This window comes from Paenibacillus baimaensis (genome assembly GCF_025567575.1).
In genome coordinates, this window is the sequence record NZ_JAOQIO010000116.1 from 57918 (window position 1) to 82961 (window position 25044).

Sequence of the window (25044 nt, forward strand, 5' to 3'; positions counted from 1 at the left end):
TCACGATTATCCACTGCATGAAGATCCGCCTCCTATTGTATTTAGACAATAGGAGGTTTTTCGTTGTTTCAACATAAACATTAAAAAAGCGTTTGGAATATTAATAGATAGAAGATCGTTTCCTGAAAGTTACCTAATAATTACCTGTTATACTAAGGATATAAATCAATAAGAAAAATTGGAGGCGTATAATGGCAAAGGTCATGGTCGTTGATGACGCTGCTTTTATGAGGATGATGCTAAAGTTGCTGCTGGTTGAGGCTGGACATGAAGTAATTGCTGAAGCTACGAACGGTAGGGAAGCCGTTCATACATATATGAAATACAAGCCTGATCTGGTCACGATGGATGTGACGATGCCCGAACTCGATGGGATCGGGGCTGTCCGGCAAATTCGTAAGCTCGATCCATTAGCCAAAATTATTATGTGCTCCGCCATGGGGCAAAATGCCTTGATCGTGGACGCGATCAGTTCAGGCGCCAAGGATTATATCGTGAAGCCTTTTGAAAAGAAAGAAATCATTGATGCTGTTAATAAAGTGCTGGATGAATCATCGCTATCCTTTGAAGACCTTCGTCGCCGCTTCCGGTGATGGAGGTTTTTTGATGTTATGAATATTTATGAACAATTTTTTTGGAAAAAAAGTATATGTACGATGCGCAGGAAGTGTATGGTCCCGCTATACGGATCGGTGTACGCTGTTAATAATCCAAAGCTGTCAGCCTGAAGTGAGTCCCTGGATGTTACAATTGACGAAGTGGGATAAATCTTTTACGATGCAGGGAGTGTAAGCGTTTAAAAAGGAGTGACTTCAGTTGTATACGATGATGATTGTAGAGGATGAAACGATTATTCGCGAAGGGCTGAAGAGTTGTCTGGATTGGCACTCGCTCGACATTGAAATTATCGGGGAAGCGGCTGATGGGGCGGCTGCTCTCCAACTCGCTAAAGCGATGCTTCCGGATATCGTGTTGACCGATGTGGTGATGTACGGGATGGACGGTATTGAATTTGTAAGCAGACTACGCGAGGAACTCAGCGACAAGCAGGTGCAGGTGATTCTGATCAGCGGGCATGAAAATTGGTCCTATATCAAATCAGCGCTGCAGCTGCAGGTGACGGACTACTTGTTAAAGCCATTTGATACGGCAGAGCTGGAGCAGGTGATTCATAAAGCAAGGAAGGCTTGCGATGCCGAACGGGAGCGCAGACTGTGGGAGCAGGGGCTTCCCCCTCACCTGCAGGCAGAGCAGGACTATTTTCTGGAGCGTAAGGCCGCATTGGAGACGGCGATCATCGTGGAGCTCGAGCAGAATGAGCGGATGAACCGGATCTATTCGGTCCGATTATACTTTGATTGGTTTCGTAAGTTCGAGCGGAATGCCGTACCTTATTTGCAGGCATTTTGCGGAATACTGTTGATGCAGATCAAGCAGCGTTTCACACAATTGGCCGAATCGGGCTCCACTGATTTTGTGGCCGAAGGGATAGAAGCGATGAAAGGCTGTATCACCGATGAAGAGCTGGAGGAGTTTATGGTCAATCTGCTTGACCATTTGGCTGAATTCATACACAGCAAGCCGGACCAACGTAGAACCATACGCAGTATTATGGAGCTTATTCAATCGTTCTATATGGAGGAGCTAACGATTTCGTATATTGCAGCCAAGGTTCACTTGTCCCCCAATTATTTAGCCACACTGTTCAAGAAGGAAGTGGGAACGACGCTCAACGATTATGTCACTGCCGTCCGTATTTCTCATGCCAAGCGTCTGCTCTCGGAGGGCAATTTGCTCATTCAGGAAATTGCCGAGAAAGTCGGCTATAAGGATGTCAAATATTTCACGAAGCTGTTCAAAAAAGAGGTCGGACGCAGTCCGAGAGCGTACCGCGAGCAATGATCAGGCCTACACTTCTACGCCGATTGCTGCTGCTTGACGCCCGCATTAAACTAAGGCATAAGCTGTTGATCGCCTTCATTCTGATCGTGCTGATTCCAACGCTTAGCATTGGTTTTTTTTCGTATAAAAAATCATCCTCCATCATACAGGAACAGACGAGCCATGCCTATCTGGAGGCGCTTCGCCAAACAACGATCAATATTTCCTACCGGCTAAGGGAAGTCGAAAATATTTCAGAGCTTATTTATACGAACGAAAAGCTGCAAAAAATTGTCCGTAGGGCAGCTGCGCAGGAGCTTTCCATTTCTGAAGTGTATGAGGATTATAAAAGCCTGACAGAAATCATAACGAATCTGGAAAAAAATCGCAATATATTTCGAATCCGCCTGTTCGTTCCAGGCAATCCCTTATATGCAACAGAAAACCGTAATATTTTTCCTATTCATGCTGTAGATGCAGAAAAGCTGAATGAGGAGCTGCTCAACCAGCCGGGATTTATGAAATGGAGCTTTGTCGGTCAACAGGCGTACTTATCGAACGGCATCAAATCAGTGCTGTCGCTCAATCGGCTGATGAAGGATTTTGAACAGGTGAATAATGTATTGGGTGCAGTTGCGATTGATGTTGACGAGAATACGTTGAATGAGGTACTGCGCGATATGAGCTTGTCACTTCCTTACCAAGCGCTGCTGGTCAATAAAGATACGGTGATTACGACCTATACGAACAACAAGTCGGATCAGTTATCGATCAGCTGGGACATGCTGAGGAACAAGCTGCAGAGCCACCCGCTTCCATACAAGGGTTATGAGAAACTCGAAATGGATGGCAAATCGTATCTGTACCTGGTCCATCCTGTCGATCAGCTGGATTGGAGGCTGGTGGTACTCATACCTACGATAAATATTACGGATCAAAGTACACTGCTCGGTTTTTTTATTTCGATTTTGACTTTAATTCTGGTAGTGGCTGCCATTTTATTATCGATCGTGTTGTCGGGCAGAATTACGCGTCCCATCCATATTTTGGCTGATAAAATGAAAGGCATTGAGCAGGGGAACTTCGGAGAAATGGTGGAGGTCACTGGCCATGATGAAATATCGCTGCTGCAAAGGCGATTTAACCGGATGTCGACCGAAATTAACAGCCTCATTGAGGAGGTTTACAAAATCACGATCAGCAAGCAGCAGGAGGAAATGAAGGTGCTGGAAAGCCGCATTAACAGCCATTTTCTATACAATACCTTAGATACGGTCAAGTGGATGGCCTTTCGCAATAAGGAGCCGGATATCGTTCAGATCGTGACAAGCCTGTCCAAGTTTTTCCGAATCAGTCTGAATAAAGGGAATGATGTGCTGACAGTGGATAAGGAGCTGGAGCATGTGGCTGCCTACATGGATATCCAGAACGTACGGTTTAACGGCCAGTTAGGGTATCACCCTGTTGTTGATGCCGAGATATTGGGCTTGGAAATCATCAAGCTGATCCTGCAGCCTATAGTTGAGAATGGCATCATACATGGCGTGAACAGAAAAGCCGACAAGAAGGGTAATATCGTCATTCGTGGGGTTATTGTCGGGGAATTCATCGAATTTATGGTAATTGACGATGGGGTAGGCATGGATGCGGCTGCAAGGGATCGTCTATTTACTTCCTCCACTACCGGATATGGCCTACGTAATGTCCATCAGCGATTGGTGCTTACCTATGGTCCGGATTGTGGGGTTAGGGTCTGGAGCAAACCTGGTATGGGCACGGCTGTCAAGCTGATTCTGCGCAAGGAAAGAAAGGCACTTCCATTGGAAAGAGCGTAAGATAAGACACCTATTCGTAGGTTTGCCCCGTTACGGGGGCTTTTCTTTTTGTGTATGATAATTGATGTAAGCGGTACCAACTAATGTACAGCTACAAGATAGAGAGGAGGGTTACCGTATATGGAAGGTGTGAACGCCAATTTGCAGCAGGAAGAAACAAGGAAGGGAACAGGGGTCCGACCCAGAACGTGGTGGAAGGATTTGCGGCAGGATTACGATCTGTATTTGCTGCTGCTGCCAGGCTTGATCGTATTGCTGCTTTTCAAATATACACCGATGTTCGGTGTTGTGATTGCGTTCAAGGATTACAATTTGTTCGATGGCATATGGGGCAGCCCCTGGGCGGGATTCACGTATTTCGAAGAGCTTTTTGCTAACCCTAAATTTTACACCGTGCTGGTCAATACGTTACTGATCAATCTATACAAGCTGGTGTTTCAGTTCCCGCTGCCGATCATCCTTGCATTGATGATTAATGAAGTACGTCATTTGCCCTTCAAACGGGTTACCCAGACGATTACGTATTTACCGCATTTCTTGTCATGGGTTATTATCAGCGCGATATTCATCAACCTGCTTTCACCGGAGACCGGAATATTAAGAGAAGTCTTCGCCTTATTCGGCATGCAGCATGTATTAATTATCGCAGACGAGCGGTTTTTCCGCAGCTTGCTGGTGGTATCGGCAGCCTGGAAGGAGACGGGGTGGTCCTCGATCATTTATTTGTCAGCGATCGTATCGATAGACCCGCAGCAGTATGAAGCAGCCAAGATGGATGGGGCAGGCAAGCTGCGGCAAATCTGGCATGTAACCTTGCCTGGTATTCGTAGCGTTATCGTATTCATCATTATGCTGCGGATCGGCCACGCTTTATCGAATGATCTGGAGCAAGTGCTGATGTTCTACAGTCCGCTTGTCTACAATGTTGGTGATGTTATCGGAACCTTTGTGTACCGTGTCGGGCTTGGAGAGATGAAGTACAGCTTCACAACGGCCATTGGGTTGTTCCAGTCGTTGATCGCCATGATCCTCATTATAACCGCCAATGCAGTAAGCAAAAAATTTGGCGAGCGCAGCTTGTGGTAAGGAAAGGAGGCGGTTAACCGTGCGCTTGAAAACCAGAAACGAAGTCATGTTCGAACTGTTGAATTATATCCTGCTAACCTGCATCATCCTGACTTGCCTGATCCCGGTGCTGAATATTGTAGCCAAGTCGTTCAGTGGCGAAGCCCATGTACTTGCGGGAGACGTGTTTATTTGGCCGATTGGGTTCCAGCTTGATGCTTATAGTGTAGTACTCGGCAGCCAGAAGTTTGTAAGCTCCTTTTCGAACTCGGTATTTATTACCGTGGTTGGCTCTTTGATTAATGTCACACTGACCGTGTTTACAGGCTACGCGTTGTCGCGCAGCAGGTTAAGAGGGCAGAAGGTGATCATGATGCTGTATGTATTCACCATGCTGTTTGGAGCGGGACTCATTCCCACTTATTTGGTCATCAAGAGCCTGGGGCTGCTGGACACCTTGTGGGCATTAATTATTCCGACTCTCGTAAGCCCTTTTAATATGATTATCGTCCGTTTGTTCTTTTTCAATATACCTGACAGCCTGGAGGAATCAGGGAAAATGGATGGAGCGGGCAACCTGCGAATTTTGTTCTCCATTATGCTGCCGCTCGCAATGCCTGTGGTCGCAACGATAGGACTATTCTGCGCGGTAGAATACTGGAACAGTTATTTTGATGCTTTGATGTACATTAATAATAGTAAGCTGCTGCCGCTTCAGGTGTTTTTACGCGAGATGCTATTGAGTGCTTCGGATGCAAGCAACAATATCGATATGCTGTCGCAGGTTCATGTATCCCAGGAATCGATTCGTGGAGCTACGGTGGTAACGGCAACACTGCCGATTGTGCTTGTTTATCCTTTTTTGCAAAGATACTTTGTTAAGGGCATCGCGCTTGGAGCCGTAAAAGGCTAATATAAGCAATCATAAATGCGACTTGAAACAATGAAATGGGGAGGCATAAACATGAAGATGATGAACCAAAAGAGAGTTGGCGGTGTTGTATCCACCTTGATGCTCTGTACGGCCTTGGCGGCCTGCAGCGGAGGAAATACAGCACCCAGTGCAGGTGGGACAGCAGCAGCCGGTGGAGGCAAGGATAAGCCGGTAATCAAGGTGCTCGGACCCAACAATATGGAGGAATTTCCGACGGGGAGCGATGTGAACAACAATGAGATGATCAGCGCGATCCGTGAAAAAACCGGTTTTAACGTTCAGTGGGAGCTCCAGCCGAAGGATGCTGAGGCAGCCAAGCAGAAGCTTAACGTCATGATGGCTTCGGGAGACACCCCTGACATTATTATTCTTAACGATAAGGCGACATTCGGCAGCTTCTTGCAGCAGGGACTGTTAACACCGCTCGATCCACTGCTTGATGAAGTCGGTAAAGATGTCAAAGCCACACTGACACCGGATCAATGGAAATCAGCTTCCTACAAAGGGAAGATTTACGCGGTACGTACTGTTAATTTCGGAGTGGGCACTAAAGGATTGCTTGCCCGGAAAGATTGGCTTGATACATTAGGCATCAAAGAACCGAAGACACTAGATGAGTTCTACAACATGCTGAAGACAGTTAAGGAGAAAAAGCCGGATGCAGTTCCTTATGCAGGTGCGTTGGCGCAGGGTGGAGGGGATTTGTCCAGTCTTGAGGTTATAGCTGGTGCTTTCGGTCAGGCTGTCGATTACACGGCGAAGGATGGCAAGGTTGTGTACAATGCCGTAGAGCCAGAAGCTAAGGAGTTTCTCGCTTACACTAACAAGCTGTACAACGAAGGATTGCTGGATAAAGAAGCATTGGTTAACAAAAATGATAATGTGAAGGAAAAGCTGGTCAGCGGTAAGGCGGCTATGTCAACCATTGGTTGGGCAGATGCCAAGGTCATTGGCGATGCGATAAAAACGAAGGACCCGAGCTCCAACTTAATTTATATCGATCCGCCTACGGGCAAGAACGGAATGTCCGGTGTGGCCAAAGGCCAGACGACTGTCAAATATTTCATCATTCCTAAGTTCAGTAAAAATGCTAAAGCCGCTGTTGAATTCCTGAATAAAATGACCAACAAGGATTTGATTGATTATATTTCCTTCGGTGTGGAAGGGAAGCACTACACGAAAAAGGATGGCAAATTTATCGCCACACCAGAAGCTGAAAAAATCCGCTTTCGTGTCTATTACAACATGTTCGATACGATAGAGCTCGGCTTGCAGCGGATGGAGCAAAAGGGCTTTGCACCTTATTTTGAACCGGTTGTCAAATATTCAAAGCATGAAAATGTGATCGATCTGGTTCCACCAATTGAAGTCGTCGACAAAAAATCGAAGGAGCTTGCCGATCTCAAAAAGGAGTATTTCCTGAAAATCATTTCGGGTGCACTGCCGCTTAGCGCTTATGACGAGTATGTGGCGAACTGGAAAAAAGCCGGTGGTGAAGAAGTGCTGAAGGCATTGAGCGATGCCTACTTACAAAAATAACACAAGGCACGTGAATAATATAAAATCATTCATCAGCGAATAAGCTGAAACAGCGGAGGTAGGACCATGAAAAAGCGACTAAATTTTCTTTCCCATGAGCAGTTGGAAAGCTACAATGCAGCAGGTTATCTCGTACTTAAGCATGTATTTACCGAAAAAGAGGCACAAGTACTTCAAGCGGAATGCGATCATCTGCTCGAGTTGGAGCCGTATACCACGCACGGGAACATTCGTGTTGCACACCGTAATTACCCGGACGGCAAGGTCATGATTGAAAAGATGGACCCCGTGCACGATCTGTCACCTGTCTTTGCCTCCTTGGTAAGGGATGAGCGCATTCTGGACCCGATTCGTGATATTTATCTGGATGAGCCGCTGCTGTTCAAGGATAAATTGATTTTTAAACTCCCCGGGGCAAATGGATATACCATGCATCAGGATGCTGCCTATTGGCAGGGCTTTCAACCCGATGGCTTGATTTCGGTTATGGTAGCGATCGACGGAGCGAGCACAATAAATGGTGGTTTGGAGCTTTTCCCTGGCTACCATGACCGATTTCGTTCAAAGCCGGGCGAGCTGCGGAATATGAATCAGGAGGAGATCGATGAGATTGATCCGTCGACCGGTCAGATTGTCGAAACCGAGCCTGGTGACATCATTATATTCCACTCCTATACCCCGCATCAGAGCGGCGCTAATAACTCTGAAATTAGCCGCAAGCAGCTTTACCTGACCTACTCACCGGCAAAGAATGGTCAGCTTTACAAGGCGCATTATCAGCACTATCAGCGCTACGTTTTAAAAGGTAAAGATCCGAGTGTGTATCACTTCTTATAATAAATAGTATGAAATTGAATATTAGAGGTTGTTCAAAAAGTCATCTTTTGATCACGAAGTCATACACGTTGCTTACTCGGCATCGAATCTTGCATTCAGGCTCGAAGTGCGGTGCTCATTTAGGCATAGCCTAAACTCCGCTCCTCCTTCTTTACCTTCTTGCAACCTTCTCGGTACTGAAAAGCCGACTTTTTGAACACGCACTATTAGCAAAAAAAGCTTGGCCAAGTATGCCCCGTCGCATACGGCCAAGCTTTTTTCATATGTAACGTATCATGTATATACCCAAGCCTTCGGGACCTGACTCCCTACAAATTAAGCATTAACGTATTTGCTTTGAAATTCTTCTTCGGTTTTAGTCAGGTAAAGGATACCCTCGATCAAACCGATGATTCCCGGAATACCAGTCCAGCAGAACAAGATGTAGACAACACCTAAACCAATTTTACCTAAGTAAAATTTGTGAACACCAAGGCTTCCCAGTAGAATCGCGAGTATTCCAGCAGTTGTTTTTGATTTCATGTTAATTTCGCTCCCTTATCGTTCTTTTTCTTGCCCTTGCAAGTTATTTTCATCTTATCGTACTAGTTCTTAAAGCACATCTAACTAAAGTTATAGAAGCATAAATTTATCGAAAATAATCGAAGATTTTTCGAAATATGCTTATTTTTACACGGTTTTAGTACTTTGGTTACATTCCTTTTGCATGTTTAGACATTATACTAGCCTTTGTGCAGCATATTGTGCGTATTAAGGCGTATTATACAAAAGGGGATGGATAGGATGTTGAAGAAATCATTATTACAATTCATGGTTCTTACTTTGTTGGTTGCTATGGCAACGGCTTGCGGAACGACTGTATCCAGCAACGATGTTAATGAATGTGTGAAAAGCGGTGTCTCCAAATCGGATTGCGAAAAAGCAATGAAAGAGATCCAGGACCTGCAAAAAGCAAAATAAATATCGGGACAGCAAAAGACCGTAGCTCTACTCAGGCAGAGAGCTACGGTTTTTTGCTGTTCCAATTCGCGTGCGGCGCTTCTAGCCGTAAGGACCCTGCAGACCGGGAGGTTATGTATCGGTTTTAGGTTAATTTTATTATATATTCGATGATAGAAACAATTACATTGACTATAACTTTAGTTACAGGGTGCATCAAAAGGTGGTAAAATAAATGAAAGACAGGTTGGATTTAAATTGGACTTGAAGAGAGTTCAGGTTATGTGAGGACTACAAGGGAGGCTCCATGACGAATATTAAGAACACAATATTGCGCAATAGGTTGGAAGGAATGAAATGGGATGTCCAACCTTTTATATATACAGCTGTAGCCTTGATCGAGATGGTTGAGCCGATGCATAAAAAGGGATTGGTCATCCGCGATTTGAGTCCAGATGGAATCATGCTGCTGCACGATTCCAATAAGGCAGCACTTATAGAGGAGCGCAGGCTGAAGTATGCGTACCTGTCACCTGAGCAAACCGGCAGGATGAATCGGACGCCAGATGCTCGCAGTGATTTGTACGCGCTGGGTGTTATTTATTATGAAATGCTTGCAGGCTGCCTACCTCTGCAAGCAGATCGAGCGGAGGATTGGCTGCATGCACATCTGGCCATGGTACCCAAGCCGCTTGGTGACGTGCGTCCAGACGTTAAGGGGCCGCTCGCAGACATCGTGATGAAGCTGCTGTCCAAAGCTCCGGATGAGCGTTATCAGAGTGCATCAGGACTGCTGGCAGACTTGAAGCAATGTATCTCTTTATTGGAAGAGACAGGAGGAATTCCTCCGTTTAAAATCGGCTTAACGGATGATGCAGCCCGTTTTCAGCTGCCCAGGACCCTCTTCGGACGTGAGGCGGAAGAGGCGGAGCTGTGGAATGCTTACGAGCAGACTCAAGGCGGCAGCCCGGCATTTGTCTGGGTAACAGGTCGCTCAGGCAGTGGTAAGACCACATTGATTCGACAATTGCAGCTTCCTGTTATGCGTTGGGGAGGGCGATTTGTTGAGGGCAAATGCGATTTAATGAATCGGGATATACCTTATGAGCCGATTCTACAGGCACTTCGAAGTCTGGTGCGGCAAATCTGGCAGGAATCTCCCGAACAAATTACTGCATGGAAAAGCCGGCTGGGCACAGATCTGGGCTTGTCTGCCAGCATTATTGCTGAACTGATACCTGAGGCTACGCCTCTTCTGGGAGAACTCACTCCTGTAGAGATATTGCAGCCCGCTGAAGCTGTTATCCGTTTCCGCTGGTTATTTTCCGCTTTCCTCCAAATATTTGCTGATACCGAACATCCTCTTGTGATGTTTCTCGATGATCTGCAGTGGGCTGATCCGGCTACACTGGACATTCTGCGAGAGTGGATGCAGGATTCCACCCTTCAGGGTTTTATGCTCATTGGTACGCATCGGGTGGAATCCAATTCAATCGGTAATGAGGATGGAGAAGAACATGTCGCTGTATGGCTGAAGCAGTTCTTGTTACAGTCTATGGAAGATACCAAACGGTTGAAGTTTATCACGATGGGGCCTCTGCCCTTCACACAGGTCAATCTATGGGTAGCCTCTGTGCTGGGTGGGGAACTGGAACGTTCGCGTCGACTGGCTAAACTTTTGTATCAAAAAACAGGCGGAAACCCCTTATACCTGCATCGTCTGTTGGACAGTCTGTATCGTGAGAAAAAGCTGGTTTTTGATGCCGAGCAGGCCTTTTGGACATGGAATGAAGAGGCCATTAAGGAGCTGCCTGATGATCTGGATGTGCTTCAGCTTATTGGCGCTCGTATCCGTACCTTACCACCAGATACGATTGATTTGCTTGGTATAGCAGGGGCGATGGGACAGAGGTTTCGTTTATCATCAGCTGCTTTGGTCAGTGGCAAGCCGCTTCAGGAGCTGCATCAGATTATACAGCCGTTATTGGATGAAGGCTTGTTGTTTATGGAATCGGACACGCTGCTGGATCAGGCTGAAGACCGATTGTACAGTTTCATGCACGACCGGATTCAACAAGCGGCATATGCCGTAGTTCCGGAAGAGGACAGGGCTAGTCTGCATAGGAACATCGGATATATGCTGCAGCTTCAGACCGAGCCCGGTTATGAGGATCAAGCACTTTTTGATATTATTCATCACTTGAATTTAGGAATTAGTGAGGTTAAGGACCAGGAAGAACGAAGAAAGCTGGCTGAATATAATCTACAGGCAGGTTTGAAGTCAAAGGCGACGACGGCTTATGTGGTGGCACAGCATTTTTTGGAAACCGGCCTGCTGCTGCTCGGTGAGGATGAATCAGGAACAGATCCATTGTTTTACAGGCTGCTGCTGGAGCTATCTGAATGTGAATACGTTGGTGGGCGTTCTGACCGTGCGGAGGAACTGCTCCAGCGTTTGATGGATCGTACCGTGGACCCGCTGCAGCGCTCCGGTATTTATTTGATCCGAGTCGCCATGTATGCCTATCTGAAAAAGGAAGATAAAGCTGTAGCCGTCGGACTACAAGGATTGGAAGAACTGGGCTGGAGCATTTCCGCGAAGCCGTCCAAAGCCGTTATCGGACGTGAAATGATTAGAACGTTCTGGGCCTTGAAGCGTAAAGGCGCAGAGCTGCAGGAGCTGCCTATCAATACCGATCCTATGCATCGCGCTTTGTCCGATCTGGTCATGGCCATCGCAGCCTCCGCTTTTATTTCAAACCCTGAGGTTGCTGCTTTGTTGTATGCCAAATTCGTTCGATATGGATTGCAGCATGGGAATAACGAAGCTTTTACGTTTATGCTCGTTGCTTTTGCAATGATCCAGGGCATAGCGCTTAATCGCTACAGCTTTGCTTATCAACTGCTGGATGTCGCTTTTCAGTTATCGGCTCAATTTGAGAACACGAGCTTTAAATGCCGGCTGCATTTTGCAACAGGTCTCATTGAGCAATACCGCGACCCCATTAAAGCCGCAGAGCATTTTGAAAAATCAGCTCGTTATGGTCTGGAATCAGGGGACCTGACTTTTGCCGGATTTTCAGTATCTCTGCGTATTCTCAATCATACCGGGGACCTGCGCGATCTGTCAGCATGCGTCTCGGTTTACGAAGCAAGCTCTTGGCCGCTACTGGACGAGGTTACACGGAACCTGCTGCGAATTACACGCAGTTATATAGATGAAATGGAAGGTAAGCCTGGTGTCCACATGGAGCTGGATGAGCTGATGAACGGAGATCTTACCAATGTGACACAGAAAAATCAGGCCTTCTATGCTTGTACCTCAAAAATACAGATTGCCTACTTAAATGGAGCTTATCGCGAAGCGCTGAGCTGGGTAGAGCTTACGAAATTCAACTCCCATCAATTAACTTTGTTTCAGGTTCGCAAGCAGCATTTTTACCAGTCGCTGTCGTTAGCTTCGCTATATGAAGAGGCGACCTTGGATGAGCAGCGCAGTATTCGTACAGAAATGGGCAAGCAGCTCCGCTCAATGAAAAAATGGACTGAGGGTGATGTTCAGCGTTCAGCAGCTTACCTGCTGATTCTGGCGGAAACCATGCGGATCAAGGGCAGTAATAAGCTGGCTGTGACGAGTGGCTATGAGCAAGCTCTGACAGCTGCGCGCGAGGAAAGAAACGTGATGATAGAAGCTTTGGTTTGCGAACGGATGTCCAGCTGGTACCGGGTGTCCGGGATATTGACTGCTGCCGATGCGATTCTTGCCGAGGCTTACTCTGCTTATGCACGTTGGGGCGCGACTGCCAAGGCCAAGCAGCTTCGTGAGCATTATTCAGGACTGTCTGCCTATGCCGACGTTTCGGTAACTCTCGAGAAGGCTGGTTCTTCTGAGCTGCTGGAATCGTGGATTGCTCGTGGTGAATATATGTCGGATATACACAGTGTCGACGATTTGGACGAGGATGAACGGGAATATTTACTGTTCAGAGACATCGACAAATCCGTGATGAAGCAGGCAGCTGGCTGGCCGGGTGGCATTGGAGAGGGCAGTCTTATGGAACGTTTTCTGGAGTCGGCGATCCGTTATGCAGGTGCGGGTAAAGGGTATGTGCTGAGTATGAGCAGTGCGGAGGAGGCACTGTTTACCATAGAGGCAGCTGTGGGAAGCCAAACAGTCGATGAATCCGAGAAGGCTGACTTTGCTGCTTCGATTATCCGTTATGTGGTGCGTACGGCAGAGCGAGTCATTCTGGCTAATGCTTCATTAAGCCCATACATGACCGATCCCTACATTCGTGACAGTCAGCCGCAATCCATACTGTGCATGACACTTCCGCATCCGGGAAAACGGCACCCTTACATCCTTTATCTGGAAAACAATCTGGTATCAGGTATATTCAGAGAGGATAGGTTAGATGTACTCGATATGCTATTTTCTCGAATGGTATATCTGGAATCGCTGGGTATGCCTCGCATGGAGGTTGCTGCCGTGGAAGATGTGGAGGATAACTATAATGAGACGATTCACTCGGCCATGCAGCCCTTGATCGATTCGCTGACAAACCGTGAAGCCGAGATTTTACGTGTATTGTCTTCCGGGTTATCGAACAAGGAAATCGCAGTTCATTTTGGCTTGACAGAAGGAACAGTTAAAAATCACGTGTTTAACATTTACAGCAAGCTGGGCATCAAACGAAGAGCTCAGGCGATCGCAAAGGCAAGAGAGCTGCGTATTCTGGACTAGCTGGTGCGACAACAGCGGTTCGGTAAGTCAGGTGGAGTGGCAAAATGGGTCAGTATGTGCAGTAGCTAAATTGCAAGCGTGTATAGGAGCATAGTGTGAGCAGCGTAACCCGGAACCTTCAGGTATCCGGTTATTTGCGTTGTCTGCTAAAAGTCCGAATGAATTGGGTAAAGTAAAGGATAGAACGTAAACATACATAATGAATTGAGGCTAGCCGATGAAGCCAGGAGCCCGAAAAGCGATATGGACCACCATGATGGTGTTGCTCGCGGTGCTTGTACTAGCCGTTGGCATCTACTTGAAGCCATATCCACCAGCGTTAGCAGGACTTGAAGCGATGAAGGGTGGCAGTGGGGTAACGGTTACGGAGCATAAAGGCTGGATCCAGTTCGAGCCATCTATGGTTAAGCAGACGGATGTGCTCCTATACCCGGGTGCACGTGTTCGTCCGGAAAGCTATGCACCTCTGGCACTGCTGCTTGCACAGGAAGGATTACGTACATGGATAGTGAAAATGCCACTGAATTTGGCTGTGCTTGGAGCGAATAAGGCGGACGGGATTATAGATGCGGTACCAGATCGAACCTTTGTAATAGGAGGTCATTCGCTTGGCGGTGTGATGGCAGCACGTTATGCGGTGAAGCATAACCAACAGCTGAAGGGGGTGTTTTTCCTCGCTTCGTATCCTGATGAAGCAGGAAGCTTACGTGAAGCGGGGCTACCCGTATTGTCGCTATTTGGTTCAGAGGACGGCGTGCTGAATCGAACAGCCCTGGAGCAGGCGAAAGCCTATTTACCGGTGCAGACACAGTATGTGGAAATCCCAGGTGGCAATCATGCCCAGTTTGGCAGCTATGGATCCCAGAATGGCGATGGGATTGCTGGGATAACGGCCACAGATCAGTGGAGCTTTACCAGTCAACAGCTTGTACTGTGGCTGCAAGCGCAGGCGAAATAGTTGGAGGTACAGGTCTGCCAACAGCGAATCCGTAAACGAATAAAAAACGATTGCGCCGCTCCTGAATAGGAAGGGGCAATCGTTTTGACATTCAGGAAAGCTCTAATTTGTGCTTGAAGGCAGGCTCCGTATCTTCATCAGCTTGACGATGCGCTATAGGTTCACCGTTTTTATAATAAACATAGGGACTCAACAAAATAAAAAAGATATGAACCTGCTCATAGCCGGACTCCCGCAGGATCTGATTAAACTTGGCTGCTACGGCGTCATGTACCTCTTGCTTTCTGGGAAATAGCAGAATTTCCAGACTGAGCGGCACCTGCGAGATAGCTTCAGTGAGCAGGGTTTCGATCTTGACCATACTCTTGTCAATTTGAACAAGCTGGGCAAATTCTTCTATTAGACGAGGTGCGACGGAGTGTAAATATTCGTTGGAAAATCCTTTGAAGCGCAAATAAGGCATGCTGTCGGTCTCCCTTATTTTTACGAAAATGCAGGTAAGGTCTACCTGTGACTTTGGTTAGTCCAAATCGTACTATGGTTTCAGCCGGTTGTCAATGTGGTCACTACTCATCTTGTGGAGGATTTATGAACATCAAGAAGAGAGGAATGTCTTGTACCTTTGGTAACAATTTGTGCTATGATTATATGAACAAAAGGTTCTTAAGACCTAATTAATTTATGGAAAAAAGTAATATTGGAGGGTGCGCATCTGTATGTTTACATTGAGACCCAAAAAAATAGTGTGCTACGGAGAGTTATTGACGGGATATAGGCTGGAGGAACAGGAGCAATCAGATGGGGTGGCGTCCTGTAGTCAGACCGCAAGTGGAGGAACGCCTGCTTATGTGGCAGCGGCAATAGCAAAGCTCGGCGGTGATTCCCGTTATATAGGAAAGATCGGGAGCGACGCGTCCGGTTTATATTTGCGCAGCGAGCTGGAGGCTGCCGGGGTTGAGGCTGCGCTCGTAGGGATGGATATGGCGAGTCTGGCATGGACGGAGTGGAGTGAGGACCATGACGATAAGTCTGGAAACAAGCTCGATTCTGACGGAGAGACGAGGGTGAACGGTAACAACCTGACGAGGGCGGAGTTCGATGAAACCTGGCTCGATGACGTTGCCGTGTATCATTATGGTTCTGCGCCTCTGAGTGAAGGGCGCTCACAGACCTCGGCCTTGGCAGCGGCACGCCGAATCAAGGCAGCAGGCGGTCTGACCTGCTGCTGTCCTAATTCGAGTGCTATTTTATGGCCGGATGAAGAAACGATGCGGCAGGACCTGCGGAACCATATCGGGACGGCCGATATCGTGAAGATCAATGAGAAGGACTTAGCCGCCCTTACCGGTCTGGAACCCGCGGAAGCCGTCCAGCAGCTGCTGGATATGGGGGCAAAGGTAATTGTCGTGACACTAGGTGAATACGGCTGCTGTGTGGTTACACGCCAGGCAATGACATCGATTCCTGGTATTCGTGTCAAATCGGTAGATCCCTCAGGCGCTGGTGACAGCTTTGTCGGTGCGATGCTGCTCAAGCTTGCGGAGCGTGGAGCGACTGCAGAGCAAATTGAAACCATCTTGAACGACGAGGAGCAGGTGCGCTCGATTTTTTCTTTTGCCAATAAAGCAGGTGCCATGACAACAACGCGTCGTGGTGTGTTTGCTGCTCTGCCAACGATGGAGGAGCTTGAAGGAATGGAGGATTAGTGAACAATTCCACTAATGGTTTCCAGGGATTCGACAGGAGCTCTTAGGGACTTCCATTTTATCGCGTGAAATCGACAAAAAAATCCCGATACTTGTAGAAATCAATTGTAAAAGTGATGTAAGAATGTTACTATTTAGTCATATAATTATCGATTTCATGGTACTTACGAATTAGGCTTAGCCATATGTTACAGGCATTTAGTTCTAATCAATAAAATCTATATTCTTACATTTTTTGCAACAATCACTCACATACGATAAAGGCAAACTTGCTGAAAGGCAAGGACGCAAAGCAATGGACCTAAAGATATTTCTATGGTCGCCATGCCACCGAAAATGGGAGAATACGGATGAGCTTAGTGATATGAGACATCTTTCCCGTTACATGGGGAAGGTGTCTTTTTTTGTGAATCCGGATAATGGAAAGGAAGACGAGAATGACCATTCCTATCAAAGAAACTGAGATCATGAAACTGTCTCAACCGTCGTCAGCGGTTCCCAAAGTGGATAAATCCTCCTCCAAGCCGATAAGGGTTTCTGAAGGGGGTAATGACGAGCATAATTGGATTTGGGTCCACAACGATCACATTCATGTTCAGGTGGATACGGCGAAGGGGTCACTGCCTGTTATCGAAGCCAGACATCCGATAAGCCTGATCATTGACGGTGAGTTGGTAGAAGGCCCTTATACCGTCAAGGGCAATGAACGAATGGAATGGAAGGCTGAAGATGAGCCCTTGTTCCAGATTCTTGTATCCGAGGATCAGATGAAAGTGTTCCTGATTGTACGCCATACACAGCTCATTCAACCTAGGTTGAAAAACACAGAGCCGGCCTCTAAAGTGACGCTTGAGCTGGATCGGGAAGCAGGGGAGCTGATCCGCAAATTGGAACTGGCTGAGGTGACTCAGGAGCTTTCCCAGTTATCGATTTCATACAATCTGGATATCGGGAATATATATCAGGAGCTGCAGGAGCCTACCTTTAAGCCTGTTCTCGTTGCACAGGGCAGCTACCCCGTTCCGGGTGAGGATGCGCGTATGGAGCTGTTTTTCACTGAAGTGGTAGAAAGGGGCTTCATGGAGGTCGGCGGTGGAATCGATTACCGAAACTCGCTGAAGATTCCTTCAGTTCGCAAAGGTCAGGTTATTGCCAAAAAAATCAAGGCTGTCGATGGTATTACAGGCTACAATGTGCACCGTCAATTGGTGATTCCCCCCAAGCCGCAGGATGTGAACGTTATAGCCAGGGAACACGTGGAACAGCAAGGTGATACTTTTATCGCGATGAAGGAGGGCAGGCCGCGGGTAACAGGTACCCATACCTTGTACTTGGATATTTCAACCGCTTACATTGTTTCGGGTGACGTGAATCTAAGCACGGGGAATATTGTTTTCTCAGGTGATGTGATGGTGTATGGTGATGTCACGGAAAATATGACGATTGAAGCGCTCGGTACGATTTATGTGGTTGGCTGTGTGTACAGTGCCGTATTGACCGCTACGGGAAGTATTATTGTGAAAGGCAATGTTGTGAAAAGTAAGCTGTATGCAGGCTACTGCGGTGAAAAGGTCGTTCGTATTCAGGAAGGCTCGCAGGCATTGTCTGTGCAACTGGTGCAACTGATGGAAGCCGCCAAGCTGCTAACCGATCAGGTCAGGCAGAAAGGTCAAAATGCTGCTTTTGGACAAGTTGTCAAATTGCTGGTAGATAATAAATTCAAGGAAATTCCGAAGTTGATCCATAAGCTGCTTGTCCATGTCCATAGCGTACCGGAGCAGGATCATGAAGCCTGGCAGTATTTGATGGATAAGCTGGGCATGTTCAGCGATGTATCCAAGGTTTATTCGCAGGGGTCCGAAGCGTTATGGCTGAGTCTGCTCTACGATCTGAAACAAACCGTCGAAAAAATTGATAACATGAAGGAAACCAACATAAAAATTGATATCGGTCAATGTCATCTTTCTACACTGCAGTCGCAAGGAGACATTATGATCCGCAAGGAGGGTGTGCTGCAAAGCGACCTCCGATCAACAGACAACATTATTTTTTATCACAATGATGCGGTATGCAGAGGATCTCGACTGGAGGCGGACGGCATGATATCGGCTTCTATTATTGGGGGCGTCACAGGCTCCTTGTCGCAATTGAAAGCGAAAGATAAGATCATGCTTCGCAAAATGTATTCGGGGCGCGTATGTGTCGATAGCTTCTGTGTTGATATAGTAGATGTGATCGAGAATCAGACCATAGACAAGGTCTGGATCATGCGGCAGCTTCGAACTTCTTAACTGTAAGAGAATCAGTGAACGCTGTGCGAAAGTTAATCTGACCTATGACGGTTAAAGAGGGGGAAAAGTCATATCTAAGAAGAAATTGAATGCTTTCGATGTGTTTAAGGGTCGGCGAATTAACAAAAATATCTATACATCCCAAAGCGCCCTGCTACTTCCCGCATCGACACTGCTGAATGAGAAGTCAAGCCGTTTGCTGTCGCAACACTGTATTCACCTCAGCCCGGAGGATCTGGAACCGGCATTAGACGAGATGGAGCAGATTATGGATCAGTCGGTCATGGAAGTCAAACAGATTTTCTCGGAAATTGAGCACAGTGGGAACATTCCATTCGAGAAAATCAAGCAAACCATACTGCCTACGCTTTGTGACCTGTCCAAGGATTTTGGAATTATCGGATTTATGCTCACGATACAGCGGGTAGATGATTATACGTACCGACATAGTGCGGGCGTGGCGATGATGGCTGCGATGATTGGACGCTGGATGAAACTTCCTGAGGATGAAATCCCCCGCCTGGCAATGGCTGGGATGCTGCATGATGTGGGCAAGCTGTTTATTTCACCGACTATTTTGCAGAAGCCCGGCCGCTTGCTGAGTGAGGAATATGAACAAATGAAGCTGCATCCGGAGCTTGGTTACGCGTGCTTGATGCGTCAGCCGGAAGTGGATGAACGAGCTGCTCTCGTCGCTTTGCAGCACCATGAACGGGAAGATGGCAGTGGCTATCCGCTCGGAATCAAGGGCTCAGAGATGGATCCGTGGAGCAAAATTGTAGCTGTTGCGGATGTGTTTCATGCGATGACCTCGAAAAGGGCCTACAGGGAAGAACTGCCTTTGTATGAGGTATTAAGAAACATGTGGGTACATGCCTATGGGGCTATGGATCCCCTTGTCGTGCACAGCTTTATGGAAAAGCTGATGATATATTTAATAGGCTGCGAGGTTGTACTATCGGATGGACAGCTCGGTAAAATCGTGATGTTAAATGATAAAAATCCGGTAAATCCGTTAGTTGAAGTTGAGGGAGGCTTTATTGATCTTAGTCAGGAGCCATCCTTATATATTGAGAAGCTGTTTAAGGTGGAAACAGAGAGCGAGGAGTAAGAGAAAGGATACGGTCAGGAACCAATTGTGATTTAGACTAATGGTTGCTGATCTATGTATTGAAGAAAAGGCTGTCCCCCGGCATTATTTGCAGGGAGGACAGCCATTTGTGTGTATGGGCCTACTTGATGACTAAGTTGCTATTTGAACCCTCCACATCAGTGGTTACGATTCGCTGATTGCGCCACCGCTACGACTCTGTGATTACCCGTAGACGCGTATTTCAATTACTTCTGCGTGGAGGCTCCCGTTCGTTGCTTCTATGACCAGGCGCAGCTGATCGGTACTTACCGCTGTAGGCAGCCGGTGGATTTGCTTGCGTTTGTGATTGGCTGTTTCCTCATGGACCTTGACCCATTGCCCCTCCACATAGGCTTCCAGACGGTAGTCCCGAACCAGCTCAGGTATAACCGGAAACGGGGTATAGTGATGGTGAAGATTAATCAGATCCTCATTCACATCGTCATTGAAGGTGAGATGAATTTCACTAATTTGCACAGTCTCCTGCCACTGCAGTTCAAGGGAAGCGGGCTCAGACACAGCCGGGTCCCGAGCCTCCGACAGCCACATGTGCGGCTCACCATAGGTTCGGACAAAGCCATCCGTTACATGCTCGGCCTCGAAGGCGGTCGTATCCGGGTACATGCGGAAGCAGAAGGGCTTACGCACCAGCTTCTTCATACTCCACAATACGACCGGTTGTTCCGGATCCTGATTGCTAAAATCAGCAGATACGGTCGTAGACGTATTTTTAACGAATGAGAGCACACCGGTTTGTGGCTGATGGGATACATACAGCGTCACATGCTCATTGGCTTTGACAATAATAAAGCCATGCTGTGCCGTCGGCGGCTTCCATGCTAGTGGAATGCTGACCCACTGGCGCTTGCCGGGTGTGAGGGCAGCCAGGCCGCTTACTTCCAGTCGATGCGGGATATAATTTTCCGCACGACCAGTGCTCCATACCTCGACCTCAAGCGTAGTTGCTGCTGCGGCGTCGAGCAGCAGCTCAATCCGCTGCAGCTCTGGCGCCACCGGCACCAGCAGGGCGACGTCCCCGCCCTGCAGAGCCACCGGCTCCGCGGCGTCTTCGACCGCCAGCCGTCGCAGTGTGCTCGACGCCGTGAGCTTCGCACGGCGTGCGAGATCCTCGTCATCGCTGCTGCGCAGGCCGATGACCGAGGCATCCTGACGCAGCAGCGTTTGCTGCAGCTGCGTCAGGTGCCGCTCATACACGGCGCGTGGCGTCACGCCGTGCTGCACAGCCAGGGCCGCGCCGGTACCCGCGGCCTCGCCAATGACCGCGCATGTCGCCATCACGCGCGTCGTGCCAAAGGCTACGTGCGAGGCGCTGATATTGCGCCCGGCGAACATCAGGTTCGATACATTCACCGAGTATAACGAGCGGAAAGGGATATGATAGATGCCGTCAGGATGCAGGTGCTTCGAGCCGCTCTCCGTCGCGTACATGCCTCCGGGAGGATGCAAATCAATTGACCATCCGCCGAAGGCGACTCGGTCCTCGAACTCCCGCTGCGCGAGGATATCGTTCTGGTTCAGCACGTAATCGCCGATAAAACGGCGGTATTCGCGTTTGCCGGGAATCGAGCCGACCCATTCCAGTGTCATCGTCTCGGCCTCGAATTTACCGGAGTTTTTGATATAATCCCAAATACCGTATACGACCGACCACAGCTCATCGCGAATGCGTTCGTTCTCATGCACGGTGTCCAGCTCGCCACCCCATTCGATCCACCAATAGCTGCAGCCGTTGTCGCCGCTGCGGATCACCCTTTTAAGCGGGATCGTTGTGGCCGCAATATCCTTGGCAAAGCTGGGTGGTACATATCGAACCGGATGACCGACATCCTTGGTATAAAATAATAGCGTGCTGCCCAGCGTGATGTTGTCAGCGACCTCAGGCGCCCAATCCTCATTGTATTCATCCTTGGCTTCACGGCCGATCCGGTGCTGCGCTCCGGCAAGGAACCCTACCAGCCCATCGCCTGTGCAGTCCAAAAACAGCTCGCTTTCAAAACGAATCCGCCGCTCAGAGCCCATCATCCAGCCTGTGACTGAAGCGATCCGTCGATCGTCCTCATCTCCATACGCTTCGACCTCATGCACATCCGTATTCAAAAACAACTGGATATTGGGCTCGGCCAGCACGGATTCCAGCACAACCATATCCCATAAATACGGATTGCCGTCGGGATTGCGGTATTGGTTCTCAACGAACATTTCACCCATAATGCCCGTTTCGCGCGCATAGCGGTTAACGCCATGCGAAGTGGCTCCACATACCCAGACACGGACCTCACTGCTGGAATTGCCGCCAAGCATAGGGCGGTTCTGAATCAGAGCTACCTTTTGCCCCAAGCGGGCTGCCGCGATCGCCGCATTCACACCCGATAGGCCGCCACCGATGACGGTAATATCGGTTTGCACAGTTTCATTTTTCATTAGGATCACCTCAGTAGTATAATGGTTAATATCTGTAATTTCATTATAAAATCGGATAGTTGCGATGAACATGCACGGATTATACATCAGACATATACTTTATTTCATAATACGGGAATCAAGCCGCTGCTGCCTGACCAGACGGGAACAAGTGATTCCAGAGGAGGAACCGTATGCACGCACCGTTATGGGAATGGAAGCCTTATTTTATTAGCTATGCCTATTGGCACCAGAAGGACAAATTCCAGTTCGTACAGGACAGCTATGCGGAATGGGTGATGTTTGCTGTCGAGAATGGCTCTTTTCGTTACCGAATCGGAGAGGCGGCTGGAACTGCGATATTTGGCGATGCCATCCTATGCCCGCCAGGTGTTGTGTTTGAACGGGAGGTGCTGGAGCCGGTTTCGTTCCATTTTATAAGGCTTGGCTGGCCGACGGACTCTTTCCCATCGATGCTGCCCAATGCAGCATCGTATAGGAGCGAGGGGACATCTGACTTCACCCCGCCGGTTCAGCTTACCTATATGGACCATAATCGGCTGTCTTCCACCTACTACTACATTCACCAATTGACACGTTTGCCGGATGAGCAGCGGCTGCTGCTGTGGGACCATTATTTGAACGATCTGTGGCAGCAGCATGTGGTCGAGAGCGGTTTTTCCCAACAGACGAGCGGGCAGCAGGACAAGGACCCCAAGATCGTGGAAGCAACCCGATGGCTGCAGCAGCATGCTTTCGAACCGGTCAGTCTGAAAGAGCTGAGTGCTAGTCAGGATTTAAGCCCTGTGCAATTTACGAGGAAGTTTCATGCGGCTCATGGGACAACCCCAATCGATTATTTGACGACCCTCCGTATGCAGAAAGCACAGACGCTGCTGCTTGAAACCGATATGACTCTGGAGCAGATCGCTGAACGATGCGGGTATGAGAGCGGTTTTTATTTAAGCCGCGTGTTTACGAGGAGGATGAAGGCAAGTCCCTCCCAATATCGTAAAATGCATCGGGTGTAGTCGCAATGTTGAAGCGGTATGTCACCTTTTCGCAGTAGGAAGCCTACCCGGAACATGATAGAATTTGGCTAATCATACAAGCTTGGTTATAAGTACAGGAGGCGACAAGGGTGGCACAGACAATAAAGATTGGTATTATCGGCAGTGGCAACATTGCAGGCGCGCATTTGAAGGCTTATCGGCTTATGGATGATGTGGAAATTGTCGGGGTAGCCGATATTATTCCAGGCAAAGCTGATGAGTTTATCGCGAGGCACGAGCTGGAAGGTGTAAAGGCGTTTGACGACCATAACAAGCTGCTGGAACTGGAGCTGGATGGAGTCAGTATTTGTACGCCCAACGTCTCGCACCACTCGATCAGCGTAGACTCTTTGCGTGCAGGTAAGCACGTTCTTGTGGAAAAACCGATGGCAGTCACGATGGAGCAGGCCATAGAAATGGTGCAAACGTCCAAACAGACCGACAAAATGTTATCCATCGCCTTTCAGCCCCGCTACGATCCGAACATGCAAATGATCCGTGATATCGTTCGGTCCGGACAGCTTGGCAACGTATATTATGTACAGACAGGCGGCGGACGGCGCAGAGGCATGCCGAAGGGCACCTTTATTTCCAAGCAGCTGGCTGGCGCCGGGGCACTGGCCGACATTGGCTGTTATTCGCTCGATATGGTGCTCAATGCTCTTGGGTATCCGAAGCCGCTGACAGTTTCAGCGATGACGAGCAATCATTTTGGCACGAATCCTCACTATCATCCGCAGGCCAGCGCGTTCGAGGTCGAAGACTTCGGGATGGCGATGATCCGCTTTGAAGGAGATCTTGTCGTCAATTTCAAAATTGGTTGGGCTATGCATATGGATACGCTAGGACCTACTCTGTTTCTTGGTACGGACGCTGGCTTGAAGGTCACACCTTCCGGTAACGGGGCTTGGGATGGCGGCATTACTTCGGTATCGCTGTTTCATGATATTTTGGGTCACAACACGGAGAGCGCTTTTCCTGTCAAGCAGCACCAGATCAACATTTTTTATGAGAAAATCCGCGATTTTGTTACTGCGATCCAGGAGGGCCGTCCTGCTCCAATTCCAGGATCAGAAATTATTCGTAATCAGGCAATTATTGACGGTATATTGCGTTCAAGCGAGCTGAAGCGGGAAGTCGATATTTTTATTCCTGAACTGTAAGCTGCTTATTAATTGGTTAAACTTGTACTCTATCGAGCCTTTCGCGTTATGCGAAAGGTTTTTTGCTGCTGCTGGATGAGGAAATATTGTATAATAAACATACAATTCTGCGGGCGCATGACCCGCATCGTGGAAAGTGAAGTGAATAATATGAGTGGGAACATACCTGATGATCAGGCCGTTCAACAGCCTCAGGAAGGATCTGTGACCGCTGGGAATGGTGTGGGTGATACAGAAGCAGTTGGCTGTACAATCCATGGAGCACGTCAAAGTCACCATTCCGATCAGGTCAAGAGCAGTCTGACAACGAGGCTGAACAGGATTGAGGGCCAGATTCGTGGCGTTAAGGGAATGATTGAGCGCGACACTTATTGTGATGATGTGCTTAACCAGATCGCAGCGATTCAATCCGCACTTAATGGTGTCGGCAAAATTTTGCTGGAGGGCCATATGAAAAGCTGTCTGGTCGAGCGGCTGGAGCAGGGAGATACGGATGTCATTGATGAGTTGTTGAAAACAATGGGCAAGCTGATGAAATAAGCTGTCG

19 protein-coding genes and 1 riboswitch are annotated in these 25044 nt (G+C 48.2%); of the genes, 16 read left to right on the forward strand and 3 right to left on the reverse strand.

The window, feature by feature from the left end; translation table 11 throughout:
• The first annotated feature begins 191 nt into the window (after positions 1–191).
• The 7 genes from OB236_RS34670 to OB236_RS34700 all read left to right on the forward strand — a co-directional run bounded on the left by OB236_RS34670 (position 192) and on the right by OB236_RS34700 (position 8091).
• Positions 192–593 (forward strand): response regulator, encoded by a 402-nt coding sequence (locus OB236_RS34670; protein ID WP_076231219.1) that lies wholly within the window; start codon positions 192–194, stop codon positions 591–593.
• A gap of 232 nt (positions 594–825) precedes the next feature.
• A complete protein-coding gene (locus OB236_RS34675) occupies positions 826–1902 on the forward strand; it encodes a response regulator transcription factor (RefSeq protein WP_262688188.1) in 1077 nt (358 codons plus the stop codon).
• The gene (locus tag OB236_RS34680) at positions 1899–3716 is read left to right on the forward strand and encodes a cache domain-containing sensor histidine kinase (protein WP_262688136.1); all 1818 of its coding nucleotides are present in this window, start codon (positions 1899–1901) and stop codon (positions 3714–3716) included. Before OB236_RS34675 ends, OB236_RS34680 begins: the two co-directional genes overlap by 4 nt.
• Before the next feature lie 120 nt (positions 3717–3836).
• Entirely contained in the window at positions 3837–4802 is a 966-nt protein-coding gene (locus OB236_RS34685; protein WP_262688137.1) for an ABC transporter permease, read from the forward strand.
• Between the two features lie 19 nt (positions 4803–4821).
• Positions 4822–5694, forward strand: coding sequence for a carbohydrate ABC transporter permease (locus OB236_RS34690; RefSeq protein ID WP_256711312.1), 873 nt, complete (start codon positions 4822–4824; stop codon positions 5692–5694).
• Positions 5695–5745: 51 nt separating this feature from the next.
• A complete protein-coding gene (locus tag OB236_RS34695) occupies positions 5746–7254 on the forward strand; it encodes an extracellular solute-binding protein (RefSeq protein WP_262688138.1) in 1509 nt (502 codons plus the stop codon).
• 66 nt (positions 7255–7320) lie between these two features.
• Positions 7321–8091 (forward strand): phytanoyl-CoA dioxygenase family protein, encoded by a 771-nt coding sequence (locus OB236_RS34700; RefSeq protein WP_076231231.1) that lies wholly within the window; start codon positions 7321–7323, stop codon positions 8089–8091.
• A gap of 315 nt (positions 8092–8406) precedes the next feature.
• Here OB236_RS34700 and OB236_RS34705 read toward each other — a convergent pair whose 3' ends face one another.
• Positions 8407–8613 (reverse strand): TM2 domain-containing protein, encoded by a 207-nt coding sequence (locus tag OB236_RS34705; RefSeq protein ID WP_076231234.1) that lies wholly within the window; start codon positions 8611–8613, stop codon positions 8407–8409.
• Positions 8614–8874: 261 nt separating this feature from the next.
• On the opposite strand from OB236_RS34705, the gene OB236_RS34710 reads away from it, so the two are divergent.
• From OB236_RS34710 to OB236_RS34725, 3 genes are all read left to right on the forward strand, one after another.
• Positions 8875–9051 (forward strand): hypothetical protein, encoded by a 177-nt coding sequence (locus OB236_RS34710; RefSeq protein ID WP_179097486.1) that lies wholly within the window; start codon positions 8875–8877, stop codon positions 9049–9051.
• A 286-nt stretch (positions 9052–9337) separates the two neighbouring features.
• On the forward strand, positions 9338–13774 hold the full coding sequence (locus OB236_RS39890; RefSeq protein WP_317259413.1) for a helix-turn-helix transcriptional regulator: 4437 nt from the start codon (positions 9338–9340) through the stop codon (positions 13772–13774).
• Between the two features lie 217 nt (positions 13775–13991).
• Positions 13992–14732, forward strand: coding sequence for an alpha/beta hydrolase (locus OB236_RS34725; RefSeq protein WP_262688139.1), 741 nt, complete (start codon positions 13992–13994; stop codon positions 14730–14732).
• Positions 14733–14823: 91 nt separating this feature from the next.
• Here OB236_RS34725 and OB236_RS34730 read toward each other — a convergent pair whose 3' ends face one another.
• Positions 14824–15195, reverse strand: coding sequence for a DUF1904 family protein (locus OB236_RS34730; RefSeq protein WP_076231240.1), 372 nt, complete (start codon positions 15193–15195; stop codon positions 14824–14826).
• 253 nt (positions 15196–15448) lie between these two features.
• Between OB236_RS34730 and OB236_RS34735 the strand changes: the two genes are divergently transcribed.
• From OB236_RS34735 to OB236_RS34745, 3 genes are all read left to right on the forward strand, one after another.
• On the forward strand, positions 15449–16438 hold the full coding sequence (locus OB236_RS34735) for a carbohydrate kinase family protein (protein WP_262688140.1): 990 nt from the start codon (positions 15449–15451) through the stop codon (positions 16436–16438).
• A gap of 252 nt (positions 16439–16690) precedes the next feature.
• Positions 16691–16773: riboswitch (cyclic di-GMP riboswitch) on the forward strand.
• A gap of 102 nt (positions 16774–16875) precedes the next feature.
• Positions 16876–18729 carry a FapA family protein gene (locus tag OB236_RS34740; protein WP_262688141.1) on the forward strand — a complete coding sequence of 618 codons (1854 nt, stop codon included), beginning with the start codon at positions 16876–16878 and terminating at the stop codon, positions 18727–18729.
• Positions 18730–18829: 100 nt separating this feature from the next.
• Positions 18830–19840, forward strand: coding sequence for an HD-GYP domain-containing protein (locus OB236_RS34745; RefSeq protein ID WP_262688142.1), 1011 nt, complete (start codon positions 18830–18832; stop codon positions 19838–19840).
• A 204-nt stretch (positions 19841–20044) separates the two neighbouring features.
• On the opposite strand, the gene OB236_RS34750 is transcribed toward OB236_RS34745, so the two are convergent.
• Positions 20045–22303, reverse strand: a complete 2259-nt coding sequence (locus OB236_RS34750; RefSeq protein ID WP_262688143.1) for an FAD-dependent oxidoreductase — start codon at positions 22301–22303, stop codon at positions 20045–20047.
• A 173-nt stretch (positions 22304–22476) separates the two neighbouring features.
• On the opposite strand from OB236_RS34750, the gene OB236_RS34755 reads away from it, so the two are divergent.
• The 3 genes from OB236_RS34755 (at position 22477) to OB236_RS34765 (ending at position 25037) form a co-directional block, all read left to right on the forward strand.
• Positions 22477–23313, forward strand: a complete 837-nt coding sequence (locus OB236_RS34755) for an AraC family transcriptional regulator (protein WP_262688144.1) — start codon at positions 22477–22479, stop codon at positions 23311–23313.
• Between the two features lie 110 nt (positions 23314–23423).
• On the forward strand, positions 23424–24497 hold the full coding sequence (locus OB236_RS34760; protein WP_262688145.1) for a Gfo/Idh/MocA family protein: 1074 nt from the start codon (positions 23424–23426) through the stop codon (positions 24495–24497).
• A 204-nt stretch (positions 24498–24701) separates the two neighbouring features.
• Positions 24702–25037 carry a metal-sensitive transcriptional regulator gene (locus tag OB236_RS34765; RefSeq protein ID WP_408638553.1) on the forward strand — a complete coding sequence of 112 codons (336 nt, stop codon included), beginning with the start codon at positions 24702–24704 and terminating at the stop codon, positions 25035–25037.
• Positions 25038–25044: the final 7 nt, after the last annotated feature.

Excerpts from the sequence above, each read along its gene's own strand:
- OB236_RS34710 (WP_179097486.1), top strand. The coding sequence starts at position 8,875 with ATGTTGAAGAAATCATTATTACAATTCATGGTTCTTACTTTGTTGGTT.
- OB236_RS34750 (WP_262688143.1), bottom strand. The coding sequence starts at position 22,303 with ATGAAAAATGAAACTGTGCAAACCGATATTACCGTCATCGGTGGCGGC.
- OB236_RS34725 (WP_262688139.1), top strand. The coding sequence starts at position 13,992 with ATGAAGCCAGGAGCCCGAAAAGCGATATGGACCACCATGATGGTGTTG.
- OB236_RS34705 (WP_076231234.1), bottom strand. The coding sequence starts at position 8,613 with ATGAAATCAAAAACAACTGCTGGAATACTCGCGATTCTACTGGGAAGC.
- OB236_RS34670 (WP_076231219.1), top strand. The coding sequence starts at position 192 with ATGGCAAAGGTCATGGTCGTTGATGACGCTGCTTTTATGAGGATGATG.
- OB236_RS34700 (WP_076231231.1), top strand. The coding sequence starts at position 7,321 with ATGAAAAAGCGACTAAATTTTCTTTCCCATGAGCAGTTGGAAAGCTAC.
- OB236_RS34740 (WP_262688141.1), top strand. The coding sequence starts at position 16,876 with ATGACCATTCCTATCAAAGAAACTGAGATCATGAAACTGTCTCAACCG.
- OB236_RS34680 (WP_262688136.1), top strand. The coding sequence starts at position 1,899 with ATGATCAGGCCTACACTTCTACGCCGATTGCTGCTGCTTGACGCCCGC.
- OB236_RS39890 (WP_317259413.1), top strand. The coding sequence starts at position 9,338 with ATGACGAATATTAAGAACACAATATTGCGCAATAGGTTGGAAGGAATG.
- OB236_RS34735 (WP_262688140.1), top strand. The coding sequence starts at position 15,449 with ATGTTTACATTGAGACCCAAAAAAATAGTGTGCTACGGAGAGTTATTG.
- OB236_RS34730 (WP_076231240.1), bottom strand. The coding sequence starts at position 15,195 with ATGCCTTATTTGCGCTTCAAAGGATTTTCCAACGAATATTTACACTCC.
- OB236_RS34755 (WP_262688144.1), top strand. The coding sequence starts at position 22,477 with ATGCACGCACCGTTATGGGAATGGAAGCCTTATTTTATTAGCTATGCC.
- OB236_RS34675 (WP_262688188.1), top strand. The coding sequence starts at position 826 with ATGATGATTGTAGAGGATGAAACGATTATTCGCGAAGGGCTGAAGAGT.
- OB236_RS34685 (WP_262688137.1), top strand. The coding sequence starts at position 3,837 with ATGGAAGGTGTGAACGCCAATTTGCAGCAGGAAGAAACAAGGAAGGGA.
- OB236_RS34695 (WP_262688138.1), top strand. The coding sequence starts at position 5,746 with ATGAAGATGATGAACCAAAAGAGAGTTGGCGGTGTTGTATCCACCTTG.